The organism is Rhizobium sp. N122 (genome assembly GCF_002211295.1).
Lineage (GTDB): Bacteria > Pseudomonadota > Alphaproteobacteria > Rhizobiales > Rhizobiaceae > Rhizobium.
This window is the reverse complement of sequence record NZ_LOKU01000007.1, coordinates 122803-139498: the sequence shown is the minus strand read 5'-3', so window position 1 is coordinate 139498 and position 16696 is coordinate 122803. Positions and strand designations below refer to the sequence as shown.

The window sequence follows — 16696 nt, the reverse complement described above, 5'->3', positions numbered from 1 at the left end:
GCTATGGCGGAACGGCACCAGCCACGCATTCTGACGATCCCGGCGGGCCTCTCCATCCTGAAAACGTTGGCGACGACACTTTGCGACGGCCGGCTGACGCCACTCTTCCGGCATGAGGCCGACGATCCGCTATCGCTTGCCAGAGTGACGATCTATCTGCCGACCCGGCGCGCCGTACGCGTGCTGCGCTCGGAATTCGTCGATCTGCTCGGCGGCCGCTCGGCGATCCTGCCGGTCATCCGTCCCCTCGGCGAAACCGACGACGACAGCGGTTATTTCGACGAGGCGCTGCCGGCAACGATTGATCTTGCCCAGCCGCTGTCGAATACCGCCCGCCTGCTCGAGCTTGCCCGGCTGATCCTTGCCTGGCGCAACAAACTGCCGGAGATCGTCCGCCACATTCATTCGGATTCGCCGCTGGTGGCGCCGGCAAGCCCGGCGGATGCGATCTGGCTCGCCCGCAACCTTGCGGAACTGATCGATTCGATCGAAACCGAGGATCTCGACTGGTCGGAACTGTCGAAACTCGACACCGGCGACTACGCCGCCTGGTGGCAGCTGACGGCGGAATTCCTGCAGATCGCCAGCGCCTTCTGGCCGGAGCGGCTTTCCGAGCTCGGAAAATCCTCGCCGGCACGACACCGAAACGCCATTCTGCGGGCCGAAGCAAACAGGCTTTCGGCGACGAAGCCCCCCGGGCCGATCATCATCGCCGGTTCGACGGGCTCGGTTGCCGCCACCGCCGATCTGATCGCCGCCGTCGCCGATCTGCCCGAGGGGGTGATCGTGCTTCCGGGCCTTGATCTCTCCATGCCGGAACGGCACTGGCAGATGGTGGCGCCGGAGCTTTCACCGGGCCGGCACGCCAATCCCGCGAGCCGAAGCCATCCGCAATATGGCCTGTCATCGCTGCTCAAGCGGCTGAAGCTGACGCGCGCCGACGTGACGCTGCTCGACAGGCCGGAGACCGATCTCGACCGGCGCGCCGAAATTCTGTCCCGGGCACTCGTTCCGGCAGAGGCGACCAGCGATTGGGGCGCCTGGAAGAGCGAGCTGCCCGAAGGCGCTCTCTCTTCGGCTTTCGCCGATGTTTCGCTGATCGAAGCCGCCAACGAACGCGAGGAAGCGACCGCGATTGCCATTGCGCTCCGGCTGGCATTGGAAAGACCGGGACAGGACGGCGAAAGCCGGGCGGCCCTCATCACCCCGGACCGCAATCTTGCCCGCCGGGTGATGGCGGAGCTTTCCCGCTTCGGCATCCTCGCCGACGATTCGGCCGGCACGCCGCTTGCGGCGACGCCGCAGGGCACGCTTCTGCAATTGCTGCTGGAGGCGGCATTGCGCCCGGGCGATCCCGTGGCGATCGTCTCGTTGCTCAAACATCCGCTGGCCCGCTTCGGCCTGGAACGCAATACATTGATTTCCGCCACCGAGGCGCTCGAGCTGCTGGCGTTGCGCGGCGGCGTGGCCGAGGTCGATATCAGCAGGCTCGAACCGTTGCTGACCCAGCAGCTTGGCGAACAGGCTGAGGATAGGCACGCGCCACAATGGCGAAAGGCGCTTTCGCCCGACGCCGCCGATGCCGCCTACGACCTTGCCCGGCGGGTCACAAAGGCGACCGAGCCGCTGGCTTCGGCCTTGATCCGGCACCGGCCGGAAGATCGCGGGAGGACGGCTGGTTTCACCTTGTCCGAATGGGCGGAGCGCACCGGCCGCGCGCTTGAAGCGGTGGCAGCCGATCCGCACGGCAATCTCGCCGATCTCTGGTCTGGTGAAGCCGGAGATGCGCTCGCCGCCCTGCTCGGCGAAGTGATCGACACCAACGGCCAGATGGAGGCCGACGGGCCGCAATGGATCGACATCATGGCAGCGCTTGCCGCCGGTCATGCGGTCAAGCCGCGCGCGCTCAGCCATCCCCGCCTCTTCATCTTCGGCACGCTGGAAGCCCGCCTGCAGGGCGTCGATACGCTGATCCTCGGCGGTCTGAACGAGGGCACCTGGCCAGGGCAGACCGCCAACAATCCCTTCATTCCGCGCATGATGAAGACGGAGATCGGACTGGAGCCGCCGGAACGGCGCATCGGCCAGCTGGCGCACGACTTCGAAATGGCGAACGGCACACGCCATCTGATCTATGCGCGCGCGCTGCGCCAGGGCTCGACACCGACGGTCGCCTCGCGCTGGCTGCAGCGGCTGCTGGCGCTTGCCGGAGAGGCGTTCGAAGCCGAATTGAAGGGACGCGGCAACCGGTTCCTCCAATGGGCCGGCCTGATCGATCGCGGAGAAGCCCAGGCACCAGCACAGCGACCCTCGCCGAAACCACCGCTGGCACTGCAGCCGACATCCTACTCCTTCAGCGAAGTCGGCCGGCTGCGCCGGGACCCCTACGCCATCTATGCCCGCCGCATCCTGCGCCTCGATCCCGTCGATGCGTTCAACCGCGATCCCGGAGCGGCCGAACGCGGCACGCTCTACCACAAGATCATCGACCGGTTCATTCGCGAGGCCCATGTCGCCGGCACGCCTGAGGCAACAGCGGCGATGGAGCGTATCCTTTCCGAGCTTTTCGACATGGAGCAGCTGCCGCCGCATATCGATGCCGTGTGGCGGCCACGCTTTCGCGCGGTGGCCAGCGCCTTCCTCGACTGGGAGGCGGGACGGCGGCCGGGCATCCGCAAGACGCTGACGGAGGTTCGCGGCGGCATCGGACTGGAACCGATCAATATCCGGCTCAACGGTGTTGCCGACCGGATCGACGTCACCGGACCGAACGCCGCCGATATCATCGACTACAAGACCGGCTACAATCCCTCGCCGACGCAGGCACGCGTGCTCCTCGATCCGCAGCTTGCGCTCGAAGCGGCGGCCTTGCGCGGCGGCGCCTTCCGTGATGCCGGCAGTCTCGTGCCGCAGGACCTGCTCTATGTCCGCTTGCGGCCCGGACGCCGCTTTCAGGTCGACACCGTCAATAATGAGAGCTCGGCGCGCGGCGACAAGGCGAAATCGGCGATGGATCTCGCCGAGGAGTCGATCGACCAGCTGGTCAAGTTCGTGACGCTGCTGCAATCCGGCGAGAAAGGCTTCACCTCACGGCTCATCCCGGCGCAGCAATTCGATTTCGGCGGCGACTATGATCATCTCGCCCGCGTCTCCGAATGGTCGACGGCAGAAACCGAGGAAGGCGGCGGCGATGAGTGACGTGACGGCGCTTCCCAACGACGACGATCCGGGCGCCTGGATCGGCTGGACGACGATCCAGCAGGCGATCGCCTCCGATCCCGAGCGCTCCGCATGGGTCTCGGCCAATGCCGGCTCCGGCAAGACGCATGTGCTGACCCAGCGCGTCATCCGGCTTCTGCTTGCCGGTGCGCGGCCGTCCGCCATTTTATGCCTCACCTATACCAAGGCTGCCGCCTCGGAAATGTCGAACCGCGTCTTTGAGCGGCTGGCGGACTGGGTGGTGCTCGACGATGAAACTCTTGGCCGGCGGATCACCCAGATCGAGGGGACGGCGCCTGACGGAATTAAACTTGCCGAAGCTCGACGGCTGTTTGCCAAGGCGCTGGAGACACCCGGCGGACTGAAGATCCAGACGATCCACGCCTTTTGCGAGGCGCTGCTGCATCAATTTCCGCTGGAGGCCAACGTCGCCGGGCATTTCTCGGTTCTCGACGACCGCGCAGCAGTGGCGCTGCTTTCCGACGCCCGCCGGGCGCTGCTGACGGCTTCCGCGCCTGAGGGAGACAGCGCCCTTGCCGAGGCATTCGCCTATGTGCTCGATCTCGGCGACGAGTCCGGACTGGAGAACCTGCTCGGCGACATCGTCGCCAACCGCAACGCCATCCGTCGTTTCACCGCGGCGGCCGAACAGCAGGGCGGTGTCGAGATGGTTTTGCGCGAAAGGCTCGGTCTCACGCCCGATGACACCGAAAGCCGGATCGCAGCGCAATATTGGCCGCTGCCGGAGCTTAGCGGCGGCATGCTGGAGCTTTATCTGTCGCTTGCCGACCAGAAGGGCGGCGCGAAGGCGCAGGAAGTTGCCTACGGCCTCAGGCTTGCCGGGCGGGAACGCGATGATGCAAAACGCGCGGAGTTTCTCGAGAAAATCTTTCTGACGGTGAAGGGCGAACCGAAGGCGGATTCACAATTCACGGTCAAGGCCATGCTTGCCGAAGCACCGCAGCTGGCGAACGCCATCGCCGCGGCTCGCGCCCATGTCGCCGCAAGCCGCGACCGGCTGAAACTGATGCGGATGTACGGCGCCACGCATGCCGCCCTCGTGCTCGCCGACCGGCTGAATCACGACTATGAGGAATTGAAGAAGCAGCGCAGCCAGCTCGATTTCGAGGACCTGATCACCCGCACCGCCGACCTGCTGACGAAGAGCGGCGTCGGCCCCTGGATCCACTACAAGCTCGATCGCGGCATCGACCATATCCTCGTCGACGAGGCGCAGGATACCAGCCCGATCCAGTGGAGCGTCATCCAGTCGCTCGCCGAGGATTTCTTCTCCGGCGAAAGCGCCCGGCCGATCGTGCGCACGCTCTTTGCCGTCGGCGACGAGAAACAGTCGATCTATTCCTTTCAAGGGGCACGGCCGGAGCGGTTTTCCGAGGAAAGCGACCGGACGCGGCGGCGCGTGTCCGACAGCGGGCAGAATTTTTCCTCCGTGCGGCTGCCGCTTTCCTTCCGCTCGACCGCCGATGTGCTCGAGGCCGTCGACCATATTTTCAGGGAACCCGACAATTCGCGCGGCCTCAGCGCGCTTAACGAACCGGTCGTGCATCGCTCCAGCCGCATCGGGCATCCCGGCGCCGTCGATCTCTGGGAGATGGTCGCGCCTGAGGCGGTGGTCAAGGAGGAGGACTGGACGGCGCCCTTCGACGCGACGCCGGAAAGCGCGCCGGCCGCAATCCTGGCGAGGCGGATCGCCCATTCGATCGGCGCGCTCGTCGGCCGCGAGACGATCATCGACAAAGGCAAAGAACGCCTGATCGAAGCTGGCGACATCCTAGTGCTGGTGCGCAAACGCGACGCCTTCGTCAATGCCTTGACGCGCGCCTTGAAACGCCGCGGCGACATTCCGGTCGCCGGCGCCGACCGACTGATACTGACCAGCCATATCGCCGTGCAGGATCTGCTGGCGCTCGGCCGTTTCCTGCTGCTGCCGGAAGACGATCTTTCGCTCGCCGCCGTGCTCAAAAGCCCGCTTTTCGATCTCTCCGAGGACGATATTTTTGCGGTCGCCGCCCTGCGCGGCGACAATGAGAGCGTCTGGAACCATCTCAAACGCTTCGCCGCCGACGGCACCGAGCGTTTCCGCGCGGCCGTGGAGAGGCTGGAGCTGTTCCTTCGCCAATCCAGGAGCCTGTCGGTTCATGATTTCTATGCGCGTGTGCTGGGCAGCCATGGCGGGCGGCGGCAATTCCTGGCCCGGCTCGGCACCGAAGTCAGCGATATTCTCGACGAATTCCTGACCTTCACGCTCGACCACGAGAGCGCCGGCCTTCCCGGGCTGCAATCCTTCATCTCGACGCTGGAGCTCGAAGCCCCAGTCGTCAAGCGCGAGCAGGATAAAGGGCGCAACGAAGTGCGGATCATGACGGTGCATGCCTCCAAGGGTCTCGAGGCTCCGATCGTTTTCCTTGTCGACGGCGGTTCGAAGGCCTTCACCCATACCCATCTGCCGAAGCTACGCCTGATCGAGACCGACGCCGACGAGCCGCCAATGCCCGTCTGGGTTCCGGTCTCCGATCTCGCCAATTCGCTGACGCAGAACGACGCCGTTCGTATCCAGATGCTCGCGGAAGAAGAATACCGCCGATTGCTTTATGTCGCCATGACGCGTGCCGCCGACCGGCTGGTCGTCTGCGGCTATCGCGGCGTGCGTCTCAGCAACGACACCTGGCATATGATGATTTCGACGGCACTGCGCGACGACCATCCGCATGTGGAGGCGACCACATTCTCCAGTCCCGATGGCGAATGGCCGGGGATCAAATGGCGTGTGCCGCGGGTGGAACGAAGCTTCGAGCGTATCGACCGCAGCCGGGAGCGCGACAGCGAGGAGAGGCTGCCGGACGGTCTGTTGCGGCCATTGCCGCCGCAGGCCGAGCTGCCCCGGCCGCTTAGCCCCTCCGGTGCCGGGACGATCATCGATGAAGACGAGGGCGGCTTGCTCGTCGTGTCGCCGCTGTTCGGCGAGAAGGAGCGCAGCGATCGGTCAATGGAGAAGGGTCGGCTGATCCATCACATGCTGCAGGCGCTTCCGGAAATTCCGCCTGCGGAGCGGGCCGATGCCGCAGGCCGCTATGCCGAACGGGCGGCGCGGTTCTGGCCGGAAGCCGAACGCCGCAAGCTCGTCGATTCGGTTCTGAAACTATTGGACGAAGAGGGTCTGCAGGCCGTCCTCGGTTCGCAGGCCCAGCCCGAGGTCTCGATCATGGGAACGTTGACGCTTGAAGACAGACGTTATGCGGTCTCCGGCCGCATCGACCGGCTTGCCGTCCTTGCCGATCGGGTCGTCATCCTCGATTACAAGACCAATCGGGTGCCGCCGGCGACAGAGGCGGCCATCCCCTTCGCCCACCGGGCACAGCTGGCGATCTATCGCGAGATCCTGGCGCCGCTCTATCCCGACAAGCCGATCGAGTGCATGCTCGTCTATACCGAGAACGCCTCGCTTTATACGCTGAGCGAAAAGGTACTCGGTTTGGCGCTTGCAGCGGTCAAGACAAAGTGAAATACCGGACATTGAAAATTTGGCACCGCACCATCACATGTGGTTCAACACCCGAGGCAAAGGAGCAGCCCATGGCTACCGTGAAAGTCGATATCAACAATTTCCAGTCGGAAGTTCTGGAATCCGCAGAACCCGTCGTCGTCGATTTCTGGGCTGAATGGTGCGGCCCGTGCAAGATGATTGCGCCGAGCCTTGAAGAAATCTCCGTCGAGATGGAAGGTAAGGTCAAGGTCGCCAAGCTGAATATCGATGAGAATCCGGAACTCGCCGCACAGTTCGGCGTCCGCTCCATTCCGACGCTGGCGATCTTCAAGGGCGGCGAAGTTGCCGACATCTCGGTCGGCGCCAAGCCGAAGACCGCGCTTTCCAACTGGATTTCGAACGCTGCCTGATCGATTGATATCGCATTGATGAAAAAGCCCGGCGATGCCGGGCTTTTTCATTTCATATTCTTCATTTCGCCCATCATTTCGGCGGCGTGCCGTTGTCGGACAGCACATCGCCGACGAGATAGAGAGAGCCACCGACGAGGATGCGCGGCGGCAGCCCCTCTGGATCGGTAACGGCCTTTATCGCTTCGAGGGCCTCACCGACCGTCGACATCGGTTCGGCAACCAAACCGGCATCATAAGCGGCGTTCGATAAGATCACCGGGTCGATCATCGCCTCGCTGCCGCGGATCGGCACGCAGAAGACCTTCTCGACCAAGCCGGCGAAAGCCTTGAAATAGCCGACCGAGTCCTTGGTGTTGATCATGCCGATGATGAGGAAAAGCGGCCGCGACTGGCGCTCCTCGAAATTGGCCATGGCTTCGGCGATCACTTCGCCGGCACCGGGATTGTGCCCGCCATCGATCCAGATCTCGGCCCCGGCGGGCGCATGCGCCAGCAGCCGGCCCTCGCCCAGGCGCTGCAGCCGGCCCGGCCATTCCACCGAATTCATCGCCTTTTCCATCATCGTCTCGGTGACGGTGAAACCCGCCGCCTTGACGGCGCGGATGGCGGCGGCGGCATTGGCATATTGATGGCGGCCTGGAAGGCGCGGCAACGGCAGGTCGGCAAGACCGAATTCGTCCTGATAGACGAGCCGGCCATATTCCTCATGCGCCATGAAATCCTGCCCGAAGACGGCGCTCGGGCAATGCAGCCGTTCGGCCGTCGACATCAGCACGTCGAGTGCCGCGTCATATTCCTGGTGGCCGATGACGACAGGAAGCCCCGGCTTCATGATGCCGGCCTTTTCGGCGGCGATCAGCTCGACCCTGTCGCCGAGATAGGGCTGATGATCCAGCGAAATCGGCATGATCACCGAGACGGCCGGATCGGAAATGACATTGGTGGCGTCGAAGCGGCCGCCGAGGCCGACTTCGATGATCGCGGCATCGGCCGGCTGTTCGGAAAACAGGATGAAGGTGACCGCCGTCAGGATTTCGAAGACGGTGATGTGCTGTCCGGCATTGGCATCGGCCACACGCCGCAGGGCCTCGGCAAAGACGGCGTCATCGACAAGCTGCCCGCGCCCGCCCGCCACACCGATGCGATAACGCTCGTGCCAATTGACGAGATGCGGCGAGGTGTGGACGTGAGCGCTATAGCCGCCGGCTTCGAGTAGAGCGCGGCAGAAGGCGGTGACCGACCCCTTGCCGTTGGTGCCGGCGACATGGATCACCGGCGGCAGTTTCCGGTGTGGATTGCCGAGCACATCGAGAAGACGGATGATGCGGTCGAGAGACAGATCAAAACCCTTGGGATGCAATCCCATGAGCTTGTCGATCTCCTGTGCTGCCTCACTCACCGCGGTTTGGCCTCTGGGTATCAATTCGGCACCCCGCCCTATCGGTTATCAGGCGCTCGCCGCCAGAGCGATCGCGCCGCTATTCATGGTATTCGCCGCCGAAACCGGCTTCTTCGTCAAGATCTTCAGGACGCGTGCCAGCGTTTCCGGGATATCGTGGCGTTTGACGACCATATCAACCATACCATGTTCCAGCAGATATTCGGAGGTCTGGAAACCTTCGGGCAGTTTTTCGCGCAAGGTCTGCTCGATGACGCGCTTGCCGGCAAAGCCGATTTCGGCGCCGGGCTCAGCCAGATGAATATCGCCGAGCATGGCATAGGAAGCCGTGACGCCGCCGGTGGTCGGGTTGGTCAGGACGACGATATAGGGCTGACCGGATTCCTTCAGCAGGTCGACGGCAACCGTCGTGCGCGGCAGCTGCATCAGCGACAGGATGCCTTCCTGCATGCGTGCGCCGCCGGAAGCGGGGAACATGACCAGCGGGCACTTTTCCGAAGTCGCACGCTCGAAAGCCTTGACGATCGCCTCGCCGGCGGCCATGCCGAGCGAACCGCCGATAAAGTTGAATTCGTGCACGACCGCCACGAGTTTCAGTCCCTGAACCTTTCCGAGGCCGGCAAGGATCGTGTCCTCCTGTTCGGTCTTCAGGCGGCTGTCGCGCAGACGATCGCTATATTTCTTCGAATCGCGGAATTTCAGCGGGTCCTGGGCGACCTTCGGCTGCGGCAGCGATTCATAGTCGCCGTTGTCGAACAGATCGGCCAGGCGGGCCTTGGCCGGCATCTTCATGTGATAGCCGGAGGCCGGAATAACCCATTTGTTGCCTTCCAGATCCTTGTGGAAGACCATCTCGCCGGTTTCCGGGCACTTGATCCAGAGGTTCTCCGGCACTTCGCGACGGCCCAGCATGGAATTGATCCGCGGGCGAACGTAGTTGGTGATCCAGTTCAACTCGAATTCTCCTAACTGACTGGTGCCAATGTGGGCAAACTATTCGGCAGCAACAAGGCGCGCCGAACGGGTTCCCGTGGAAAGGCCGCGCACCAGCGTGGCAACAGCCTGAACCGTGTCCGCCGTCGCCTTTCCGTCCGCGGTCAAGCTCGTGGCGACCTGATTGACGATGGCGGTGCCGACGACCACGCCGTCGGCCGAACCGCCGATGACCTTGGCATGTTCCGCCGTCTTGACGCCGAAGCCGACGCAGACGGGCAGCTTGGTATGCTGCTTGATGCGTTCGACCGCGCCCGAAACCAGCGACGGATCCGGCAGCGCCGAACCGGTGATGCCGTTCATCGAGACGTAATAGACGAAGCCGGAGGTGTTCTTCAAAACCTTCGGCAGACGCTTCTCATCCGTCGTCGGCGTCGCCAGGCGAATGAAATTGATGCCTTTGCGGATCGCCGGGATGCAGAGTTCGTCGTCCATTTCAGGCGGCAGATCGACGACGATCAGGCCGTCGATGCCGGCAGCGAGCGCGTCGTCGAGGAAGGTCTCGACGCCGTAAATATAGATCGGGTTGTAGTAGCCCATCATGACGATCGGCGTGGCGTCGTTGGTCTTGCGGAAATCGGCCGCCAGCTGCAGCGTCTTCTTCAGCGTCTGGCCGGCTTTCAGCGCCCGCTGGCCGGCAAGCTGGATCGCCGGGCCGTCGGCCATCGGATCGGAAAAGGGCATGCCGAGCTCGATGATGTCGGAGCCCGCTTCCGGCAGCGCCTTCATGATGCCGAGCGAGGTGTCGTAATCAGGATCGCCGCCCATGAAATAGGTCACAAGCGCCGGACGGCCCTCGGCCTTCAGCTCGGCAAAGCGTTTGTCCATGCGTGCGGTCATGTCTTACAGTCCCATTCCCAGAATCTTGCCGACGGTAAAGATATCCTTGTCGCCGCGGCCGGACAGGTTCATCAGGATGATCTCGTCCTTGCCCATCTTCGGTGCGCGCTTGATCACCTCGGCAATCGCGTGCGAGGGTTCGAGCGCCGGGATGATGCCTTCGAGGCGGGTCAGGGTCTGGAAGGCCTCAAGCGCTTCGTGATCCATGATCGGCACATAGTCGACGCGGCCGGTATCGTTCAGCCAGGAATGCTCGGGGCCGATGCCGGGATAATCGAGACCGGCCGAAATCGAATGGCCTTCCTTGATCTGGCCGTCGCCATCCTGCAGCAGATAGGTGCGGTTGCCGTGCAGCACGCCAGGTGAACCGGCGGTGATCGACGCGCAATGTTCGTCGCCTTGCAGGCCCTTGCCGCCGGCTTCGACGCCGACGATCTTCACTGTCGGATCATCGAGGAAAGGATGGAAAATGCCGATCGCGTTCGAACCGCCGCCGACGGCAGCGACGACGAGATCCGGCAGGCGGCCTTCGGCTGCCAGCATCTGCTCTTTCGCTTCCGTGCCGATCACCGACTGAAAATCGCGGACCATCTCCGGATAGGGATGCGGACCGGCCGCCGTTCCGATCAGGTAGTAGGTATCCTCGACATTGGTGACCCAGTCGCGAAGCGCCTCGTTCATGGCGTCCTTCAGCGTGCCGCTGCCCGCCGTCACCGGTTTGACCTCGGCGCCGAGCAGTTTCATGCGGAAAACGTTCGGCGCCTGACGCTCGACGTCGGTGGCGCCCATATAGACGACACAGGGAAGGCCGAAGCGGGCGGCAACGGTGGCGGAGGCGACACCATGCTGGCCGGCGCCGGTTTCGGCGATGATCCGGGTCTTGCCCATGCGCTTGGCCAGCAGGATCTGGCCAATGCAATTGTTGATCTTATGCGAACCGGTGTGGTTCAGTTCCTCGCGCTTGAAATAAATTTTCGCGCCGCCGAGTTCGGCCGTCAGCCGCTCGGCGAAATAGAGCGGGCTCGGGCGGCCGATATAATGGGCGCCAAGATGCTTCAACTCGGCCTGGAATGCCGGATCGTTCTTGGCCCTGTCCCACTCGTCCTGCAGATCGAGGATCAACGGCATCAGTGTTTCGGCAACGAAACGACCGCCATAAATGCCGAAACGGCCGTCTTCGTCAGGCCCGGAACGGAAGGAATTCGGTTTAGGCGTTTCGTTCACTCTCAACTCCCTGAGGCCACGACAGGCGCATTCGCCTCTTCGACCGCATCGAAAAATTCATCGATCATTGCGACGCTCTTCACGCCGGGTGCTGTTTCGACACCCGAGGAGACGTCGATACCACGTGCCTTGGTCTTCACCAGCGCATCCGCGACATTGTTCTTGTTCAGCCCGCCGGAGAGCATGTAGTCGATGCTGCCGTCGAGCCAGCTCAGAAGGCTCCAGTCGAAGGAAATGCCGTTGCCACCCGGCAATTCGGAACCCTTCGGCGCTTTTGCATCGAAGAGAAAGCGATCGGCAATGCCGATATAGGCCTCGACGCGTTTCAGATCGTCGGCGGTGCGCACCGAAAACACCTTCATCACAGGCAGACCGTAAAGCGCCTTTATGGTCAGCACATGTTCGGGGCTCTCATTGCCGTGGAGCTGCAGAATATCCGGTTTCAACAGCGAGACGATCTCGTCCAGCTCGTCATTGCTGGGATCGACGACGACGGCGACGATCTTCGCCTTGCCGCGCGCCGGTTCGGCCAGTTTTGCCGCCAGGTCCGGCTCAATATAACGGGGGCTCTTTTCGAAGAAAATAAAACCGATATGGGTCGCGCCGCGCGTCAGCGCGCGATCGACAGCATCAGGCGTCGTCAAGCCGCAGATCTTGATATCCGGTCTCATGGCAGCGAAGTGACACGAAACGCGGCAAGAGTCGAGCCAATTTGCACGGAAAGCTGTATTTAGAGCGCCTTTCGGCTAGTCGAAATCAATGGCATGCAACTGGCTGCCGTGCCGCTTCAGCCAGGATTTCGCTTCGTCCATGCCGGGGCAAAGTTTGCGGCAGAGCGCCCAGAAGTGCGGCCCGTGATTCATTTCCTTGAGATGGGCAACCTCATGGGCGGCGAGATAATCGATCACCGAAGGCGGCGCCATGACGATGCGCCAGGAAAAGCTCAGATTTCCCTCCGACGAGCACGAGCCCCAGCGGCTGCGCGTATCCTTCATCGAGATCGAACGGATCGACGCCCGGATCGTTCCGGCATGCATCGTTGCCAGCGTTACGAGTTCGGCCCGCGCCTCCTTCTTCAGAAAGGCCGCGATGCGCCGTCCGACATGTTCCTCCATGCCGCTGACCCGCAGCACCGGTCTGCCGTCTATCGAAATCGCCTCCGTCAGCCCGCGCAAGCTGCCGGTATGCTGGATGCAGTGGGAAACGCCGCGAAAAAGAATTTCGCCGCCGTCGCGCAGGCCGGCATCGGTCGAAAACTTGGCAAGTTTGGTGAGCAGCCACCCCTGGTGCCGATCGAGAAAGGCATTGACCTCACGCGCCGCAAGACCTTTCGGCACCGTCATCTTCAAGGCCCGGCCGCCCGGCTCGATACGCAAGGTGATGCGGGTCGCCCGGTCGTGCTGCTTGATGGTCAACGGCATCAGCCGGCCGGCCACATCAAGCGTCCGCGTTTCGGGCGGCGCCGGTTTCCGGGCTTTCGGCCTTGTCTTCAAAAGCGAGAACATGGGTATTTTCTATCCGATTCGCCGGCGGAGCGGACATAGAAAAACCGGCATCGGAAGATGCCGGTCATCAATTCGGCGTTCAGGCCGTCATGGCGTCTGGTATTCGGCGACCGGGCCGTTGTCGTCACGCTTGGCGTTCTTGCGGTCGCGCATGAAGCGATCGAACTCTTCCTGGTCCTTGGCGCGGCGAAGTTCGCGCATATAGGCGTCGAATTCCTCGCGCATTTCATCGAGCTTGCGGCGCTCTTCCTCGATCCGGTCGATCTCGGCCTTGCGCCAGTCGTCGAAGGCGACGTTGCCGGTCGAGAAATGCGGGCGGTGACGGCCGTTCGAACGGCGGCAGGAGGCAAAAAAGCCATCGGTCGCCTGGTTGACGTCACGCTTGAAGCCGCGCAGACGGTCGCCGAAGATGATGTAGGCAAGCATGGCAAGACCCAGAGGCCAGAAAACCATGAAGCCGAGAATCATCAGGGCAATGGTAGCCGGAGTCCAATCCGGTCGAAGCAATGCTGACTGGTTCATCGTGCGGGTATCCTCGCTTTCCACGCCCGGCAGAATACCGAACGCTGAAATCGATGTGGTTACCGCAATAACCACCTTCAAGACGATTGCCCGCGAAATCGGACAAGGTCTTGAATCCGCTCTTCTAATTCAGCAATGCCTTAATCAGGCTGTTTTGCCGCCCTTGATGACACGCGGGACCGGAGGCTTGGCGGCAGAACGGGAATGCTGGCGGACGAAATCGAGGATGCGCGGCGCGATCTCGCGGCGGAACCGCGAGCCGTTGAAAACACCATAATGACCGACATCCGGCTGCAGATAGTGCATGCGCATATGTTCAGGAATGTTCACGCAGATCGTCTGCGCCGCCTTTGTCTGGCCGACCCCCGAGATATCGTCATTCTCACCTTCGACGGTCAGCAGCGCCACTTTGCGGATTGCCGCCGGATCGACGCGTTTGCCGCGATGCATCAGTTCGCCCTTCGGCAGCGAATGCCTGATGAAGACTTGCTCGACCGTCTGCAGGTAGAATTCGGCCGTCAGATCCATGACAGCGAGATATTCGTCGTAGAAATCGCGATGTTTTTCCGGTTCGCCGTCGTTCTTCACGAGATGCATGAAGAATTCCTTGTGGGCGACGAGATGCCGGTCGAGATTCATCGACATGAATCCCGAAAGCTGCAGGAATCCCGGATAGACCGGTCGCATGAAGCCCGGCTGCGGCCAGGGCACGTTCATGATGGCATTGTCGGAGAACCACTGCAGCGACCGCTCCTGGGCGAGCTTGTTGACCGCCGTCGGGTTGATGCGCGTGTCGATCGGGCCGCCCATCAGCGTCATTGACGCCGGCGACAGCGGATCATTGGCCTCTTCCATGACCGCAGCGGCAGCCAGCACCGGAACGGAAGGCTGACAGACGGCGATCACATGCGTGTCGTGACCGAGGAAATGCAGCATCTCGATGACGTAGTCGACATAGTCGTCGAAATCGAAAGTGCCCTCCGTCATCGGCACCATGCGGGCGTCGATCCAGTCGGTGATGTAGACATCGGCACTCGGCAGCAGCGCCTCTACCGTGCCGCGCAACAGCGTCGCATAATGGCCGGACATCGGCGCAACAATCAGGATGCGCGGATCGTTGCTGCTGCGAGCGGCGGCTGGAACATTGCGGGCGAAATGCAGGAGATTGCAGAAGGGCCGCGACCAGACGATCTCCTCGCGGACGGAAAACGTTTGACCGCCGACCGCCGTCTGCTTCAGGCCGAATTCCGGCTTGCCATAGCGCCGCGTCGTGCGTTCGAACATTTCGAGACTGGCCGCCATCGTCCGGCCGAGCGGCGTATGCGAAAACGGATTGAGCGGGTTGGCATAGGCAAACCGTATGATATCGGCCGCGGCGCGAAACGGCGCCATGGCAGCATGATTCAATTCATAAAGCTGATAAAACAAAGGCGCCACCTTTCTCTATCGAAAAGATGACGCCGATTGAAAGGCATCGAATCTTTCCGTTACGCGGGCACGTTACTCAGACTAACAGTTTTTTGTTGCACAGCAACATGGACGAACCAGACCCGCACAAGAAATGCCGGAGAAGTGACTCTCCGGCATCAGTATCGACTGGAAAACTTAAGTTTTTCAGCAGAAAGCGTCGTTAATGATCCGCTAGGAAGGTCTGCTTCTGCGTGCCGAGACCCTCGATGCCGAGTTCGACCACGTCGCCGGCCTTGAGATAATGTGGCGGTTTCATGCCCATGCCGACGCCCGGAGGCGTTCCGGTGGAGATGACGTCGCCCGGATGCAGCGACATGAACTGGCTGAGATAGGCAACGATGTGGGCGACACCATAGACCATGGTCTTGGACGAGCCGTTCTGCATCGTCTGGCCGTTGACCTTCAGCCACATGCCGAGGTTTTGCGGATCGGCGATCTCGTCCTTGGTGACCAGCCAGGGACCGATCGGCCCGAAAGTGTCGCAGGATTTGCCCTTGGTCCACTGACCGGCGCGTTCCGTCTGGAAGGCGCGCTCGGAAACATCATGCGACACGCAATAGCCGGCGACGTAATCGAGCGCGTCGGCTTCGCTGACATATTTCGCGGTCTTGCCGATGACGACGCCGAGTTCGACCTCCCAATCGGTCTTTTCCGAACCGCGCGGGATCCGGACGCTGTCGTTTGGACCAACGATGGCCGAGGTCGCCTTCATGAAGATCACCGGCTCGGGCGGCACCGTGGCGCCGGTTTCAGCGGCATGGTCGGAGAAATTGAGGCCGATGCAGATGAATTTGCCGGTGCCGGCAACGCAGGCGCCGATGCGGCCGGGCTCAAGTTCCGGCAGGCTCTTCGGATCGATTGCCGCTATCCTTGCGAGGCCAGCCGGTGAGATCGCCTCGCCGGCGATATCGGCGACATGGCCGGAGAGATCGCGAATCTTGCCATCGGCATCGAGAAGCGCAGGTTTTTCACTGCCTGCTTGGCCAACACGCATCAGCTTCATGGAAGTCCTCCTCATCGAAAACGGATTTGCAGTCACCTATGAACGAATTATTCACCGGTGTCATTACGGCTTTGCCGCGAAGCGGTACGGCTTTCCTCGAATTCGGACGGATTTCGGCACAAACCGCATTGAATTGCGCCTTACGCTCTGAAACTTTCCTCAAGATTCGGGACCGACGGGAATGATCTTTGTCGAGTATAGCCGCTTTTACGAGGACAGTCTGTGCACCCAAACTGCGACGTTGCAGCGCTTGCCAAGCCGACAAAGCAGGAAATATGACTTCCGGTTACGAAGATCACGTGGAGTTCGAAAATGCATCTCTCCCAGGCTGTCGTGCGCACGGAACATGCAAGCCGCTATCTGCAGCAGCTGTGCAAACACTGGAGCCATAAATTCAGCGTCGATTTCGATCCGCACAAGGGCCGGGTACCGTTCAGCGATACGGCCGAGGTGATGTTTGCCGCCGACGAAGCGACGTTGACCATGGCACTTTCCGTCGCCGACCCCGCGCAACAGGCAAGGATGCAGGGTGTCATCGATGATCATCTAAAGCGCTTCGCCTTTCGCGAGGAACTCGACATCGTATGGACGGACTGAATCCAA

General features: G+C 62.1%; 13 protein-coding genes. 4 read left to right on the top strand and 9 right to left on the bottom strand.

Annotation, left to right across the window (positions count from 1 at the left end; all coding sequences use genetic code 11):
* Positions 1–3 precede the first annotated feature (3 nt).
* From addB to trxA, 3 genes are all read left to right on the top strand, one after another.
* On the top strand, positions 4–3198 hold the full coding sequence (gene addB / locus ATY75_RS07190; protein WP_088936993.1) for a double-strand break repair protein AddB: 3195 nt from the start codon (positions 4–6) through the stop codon (positions 3196–3198).
* On the top strand, positions 3191–6742 hold the full coding sequence (gene addA, locus ATY75_RS07185; RefSeq protein WP_088936992.1) for a double-strand break repair helicase AddA: 3552 nt from the start codon (positions 3191–3193) through the stop codon (positions 6740–6742). Before addB ends, addA begins: the two co-directional genes overlap by 8 nt.
* 71 nt (positions 6743–6813) lie before the next feature.
* A complete protein-coding gene (gene trxA, locus ATY75_RS07180; protein ID WP_004672616.1) occupies positions 6814–7134 on the top strand; it encodes a thioredoxin in 321 nt (106 codons plus the stop codon).
* A 73-nt stretch (positions 7135–7207) separates the two neighbouring features.
* Here the strand turns inward: trxA and ATY75_RS07175 are convergent, their stop codons facing one another.
* From ATY75_RS07175 to ATY75_RS07135, 9 genes are all read right to left on the bottom strand, one after another.
* Entirely contained in the window at positions 7208–8560 is a 1353-nt protein-coding gene (locus tag ATY75_RS07175; RefSeq protein ID WP_190241324.1) for a folylpolyglutamate synthase/dihydrofolate synthase family protein, read from the bottom strand.
* Positions 8561–8584: 24 nt separating this feature from the next.
* Positions 8585–9490: an acetyl-CoA carboxylase, carboxyltransferase subunit beta gene (accD, locus tag ATY75_RS07170; protein WP_064835468.1), complete on the bottom strand. Its 906-nt coding sequence runs from the start codon at positions 9488–9490 to the stop codon at positions 8585–8587.
* Between the two features lie 39 nt (positions 9491–9529).
* Positions 9530–10369 (bottom strand): tryptophan synthase subunit alpha, encoded by an 840-nt coding sequence (trpA, locus tag ATY75_RS07165; RefSeq protein WP_088936990.1) that lies wholly within the window; start codon positions 10367–10369, stop codon positions 9530–9532.
* A 3-nt stretch (positions 10370–10372) separates the two neighbouring features.
* Positions 10373–11593: a tryptophan synthase subunit beta gene (trpB, locus tag ATY75_RS07160; RefSeq protein ID WP_088936989.1), complete on the bottom strand. Its 1221-nt coding sequence runs from the start codon at positions 11591–11593 to the stop codon at positions 10373–10375.
* Between the two features lie 2 nt (positions 11594–11595).
* Positions 11596–12264 (bottom strand): phosphoribosylanthranilate isomerase, encoded by a 669-nt coding sequence (locus ATY75_RS07155; protein WP_088936988.1) that lies wholly within the window; start codon positions 12262–12264, stop codon positions 11596–11598.
* Between the two features lie 75 nt (positions 12265–12339).
* Positions 12340–13098 carry a SprT family zinc-dependent metalloprotease gene (locus ATY75_RS07150; protein ID WP_088936987.1) on the bottom strand — a complete coding sequence of 253 codons (759 nt, stop codon included), beginning with the start codon at positions 13096–13098 and terminating at the stop codon, positions 12340–12342.
* Between the two features lie 87 nt (positions 13099–13185).
* Complete coding sequence (locus ATY75_RS07145) at positions 13186–13620, bottom strand: DUF2852 domain-containing protein (RefSeq protein ID WP_003571403.1); 435 nt, start codon at positions 13618–13620, stop codon at positions 13186–13188.
* Between the two features lie 144 nt (positions 13621–13764).
* Positions 13765–15048 carry a polyhydroxyalkanoate depolymerase gene (phaZ, locus tag ATY75_RS07140; protein ID WP_088936986.1) on the bottom strand — a complete coding sequence of 428 codons (1284 nt, stop codon included), beginning with the start codon at positions 15046–15048 and terminating at the stop codon, positions 13765–13767.
* Positions 15049–15250: 202 nt separating this feature from the next.
* Positions 15251–16093, bottom strand: a complete 843-nt coding sequence (locus ATY75_RS07135; RefSeq protein ID WP_088936985.1) for a fumarylacetoacetate hydrolase family protein — start codon at positions 16091–16093, stop codon at positions 15251–15253.
* Positions 16094–16405: 312 nt separating this feature from the next.
* Here ATY75_RS07135 and ATY75_RS07130 point away from each other — a divergent pair, with 312 nt between their 5' ends.
* Positions 16406–16690: a DUF2218 domain-containing protein gene (locus tag ATY75_RS07130; RefSeq protein ID WP_088936984.1), complete on the top strand. Its 285-nt coding sequence runs from the start codon at positions 16406–16408 to the stop codon at positions 16688–16690.
* The last annotated feature ends 6 nt before the right edge of the window (positions 16691–16696 follow it).

What these genes read in the sequence shown, in the direction of transcription:
- addB (WP_088936993.1), top strand. Translation starts at nt 4, where the DNA reads ATGGCGGAACGGCACCAGCCACGCATTCTGACGATCCCGGCGGGCCTC.
- addA (WP_088936992.1), top strand. Translation starts at nt 3,191, where the DNA reads ATGAGTGACGTGACGGCGCTTCCCAACGACGACGATCCGGGCGCCTGG.
- trxA (WP_004672616.1), top strand. Translation starts at nt 6,814, where the DNA reads ATGGCTACCGTGAAAGTCGATATCAACAATTTCCAGTCGGAAGTTCTG.
- trpA (WP_088936990.1), bottom strand. Translation starts at nt 10,369, where the DNA reads ATGACCGCACGCATGGACAAACGCTTTGCCGAGCTGAAGGCCGAGGGC.
- ATY75_RS07155 (WP_088936988.1), bottom strand. Translation starts at nt 12,264, where the DNA reads ATGAGACCGGATATCAAGATCTGCGGCTTGACGACGCCTGATGCTGTC.
- ATY75_RS07150 (WP_088936987.1), bottom strand. Translation starts at nt 13,098, where the DNA reads ATGTTCTCGCTTTTGAAGACAAGGCCGAAAGCCCGGAAACCGGCGCCG.
- ATY75_RS07145 (WP_003571403.1), bottom strand. Translation starts at nt 13,620, where the DNA reads ATGAACCAGTCAGCATTGCTTCGACCGGATTGGACTCCGGCTACCATT.
- ATY75_RS07135 (WP_088936985.1), bottom strand. Translation starts at nt 16,093, where the DNA reads ATGAAGCTGATGCGTGTTGGCCAAGCAGGCAGTGAAAAACCTGCGCTT.
- ATY75_RS07130 (WP_088936984.1), top strand. Translation starts at nt 16,406, where the DNA reads ATGCATCTCTCCCAGGCTGTCGTGCGCACGGAACATGCAAGCCGCTAT.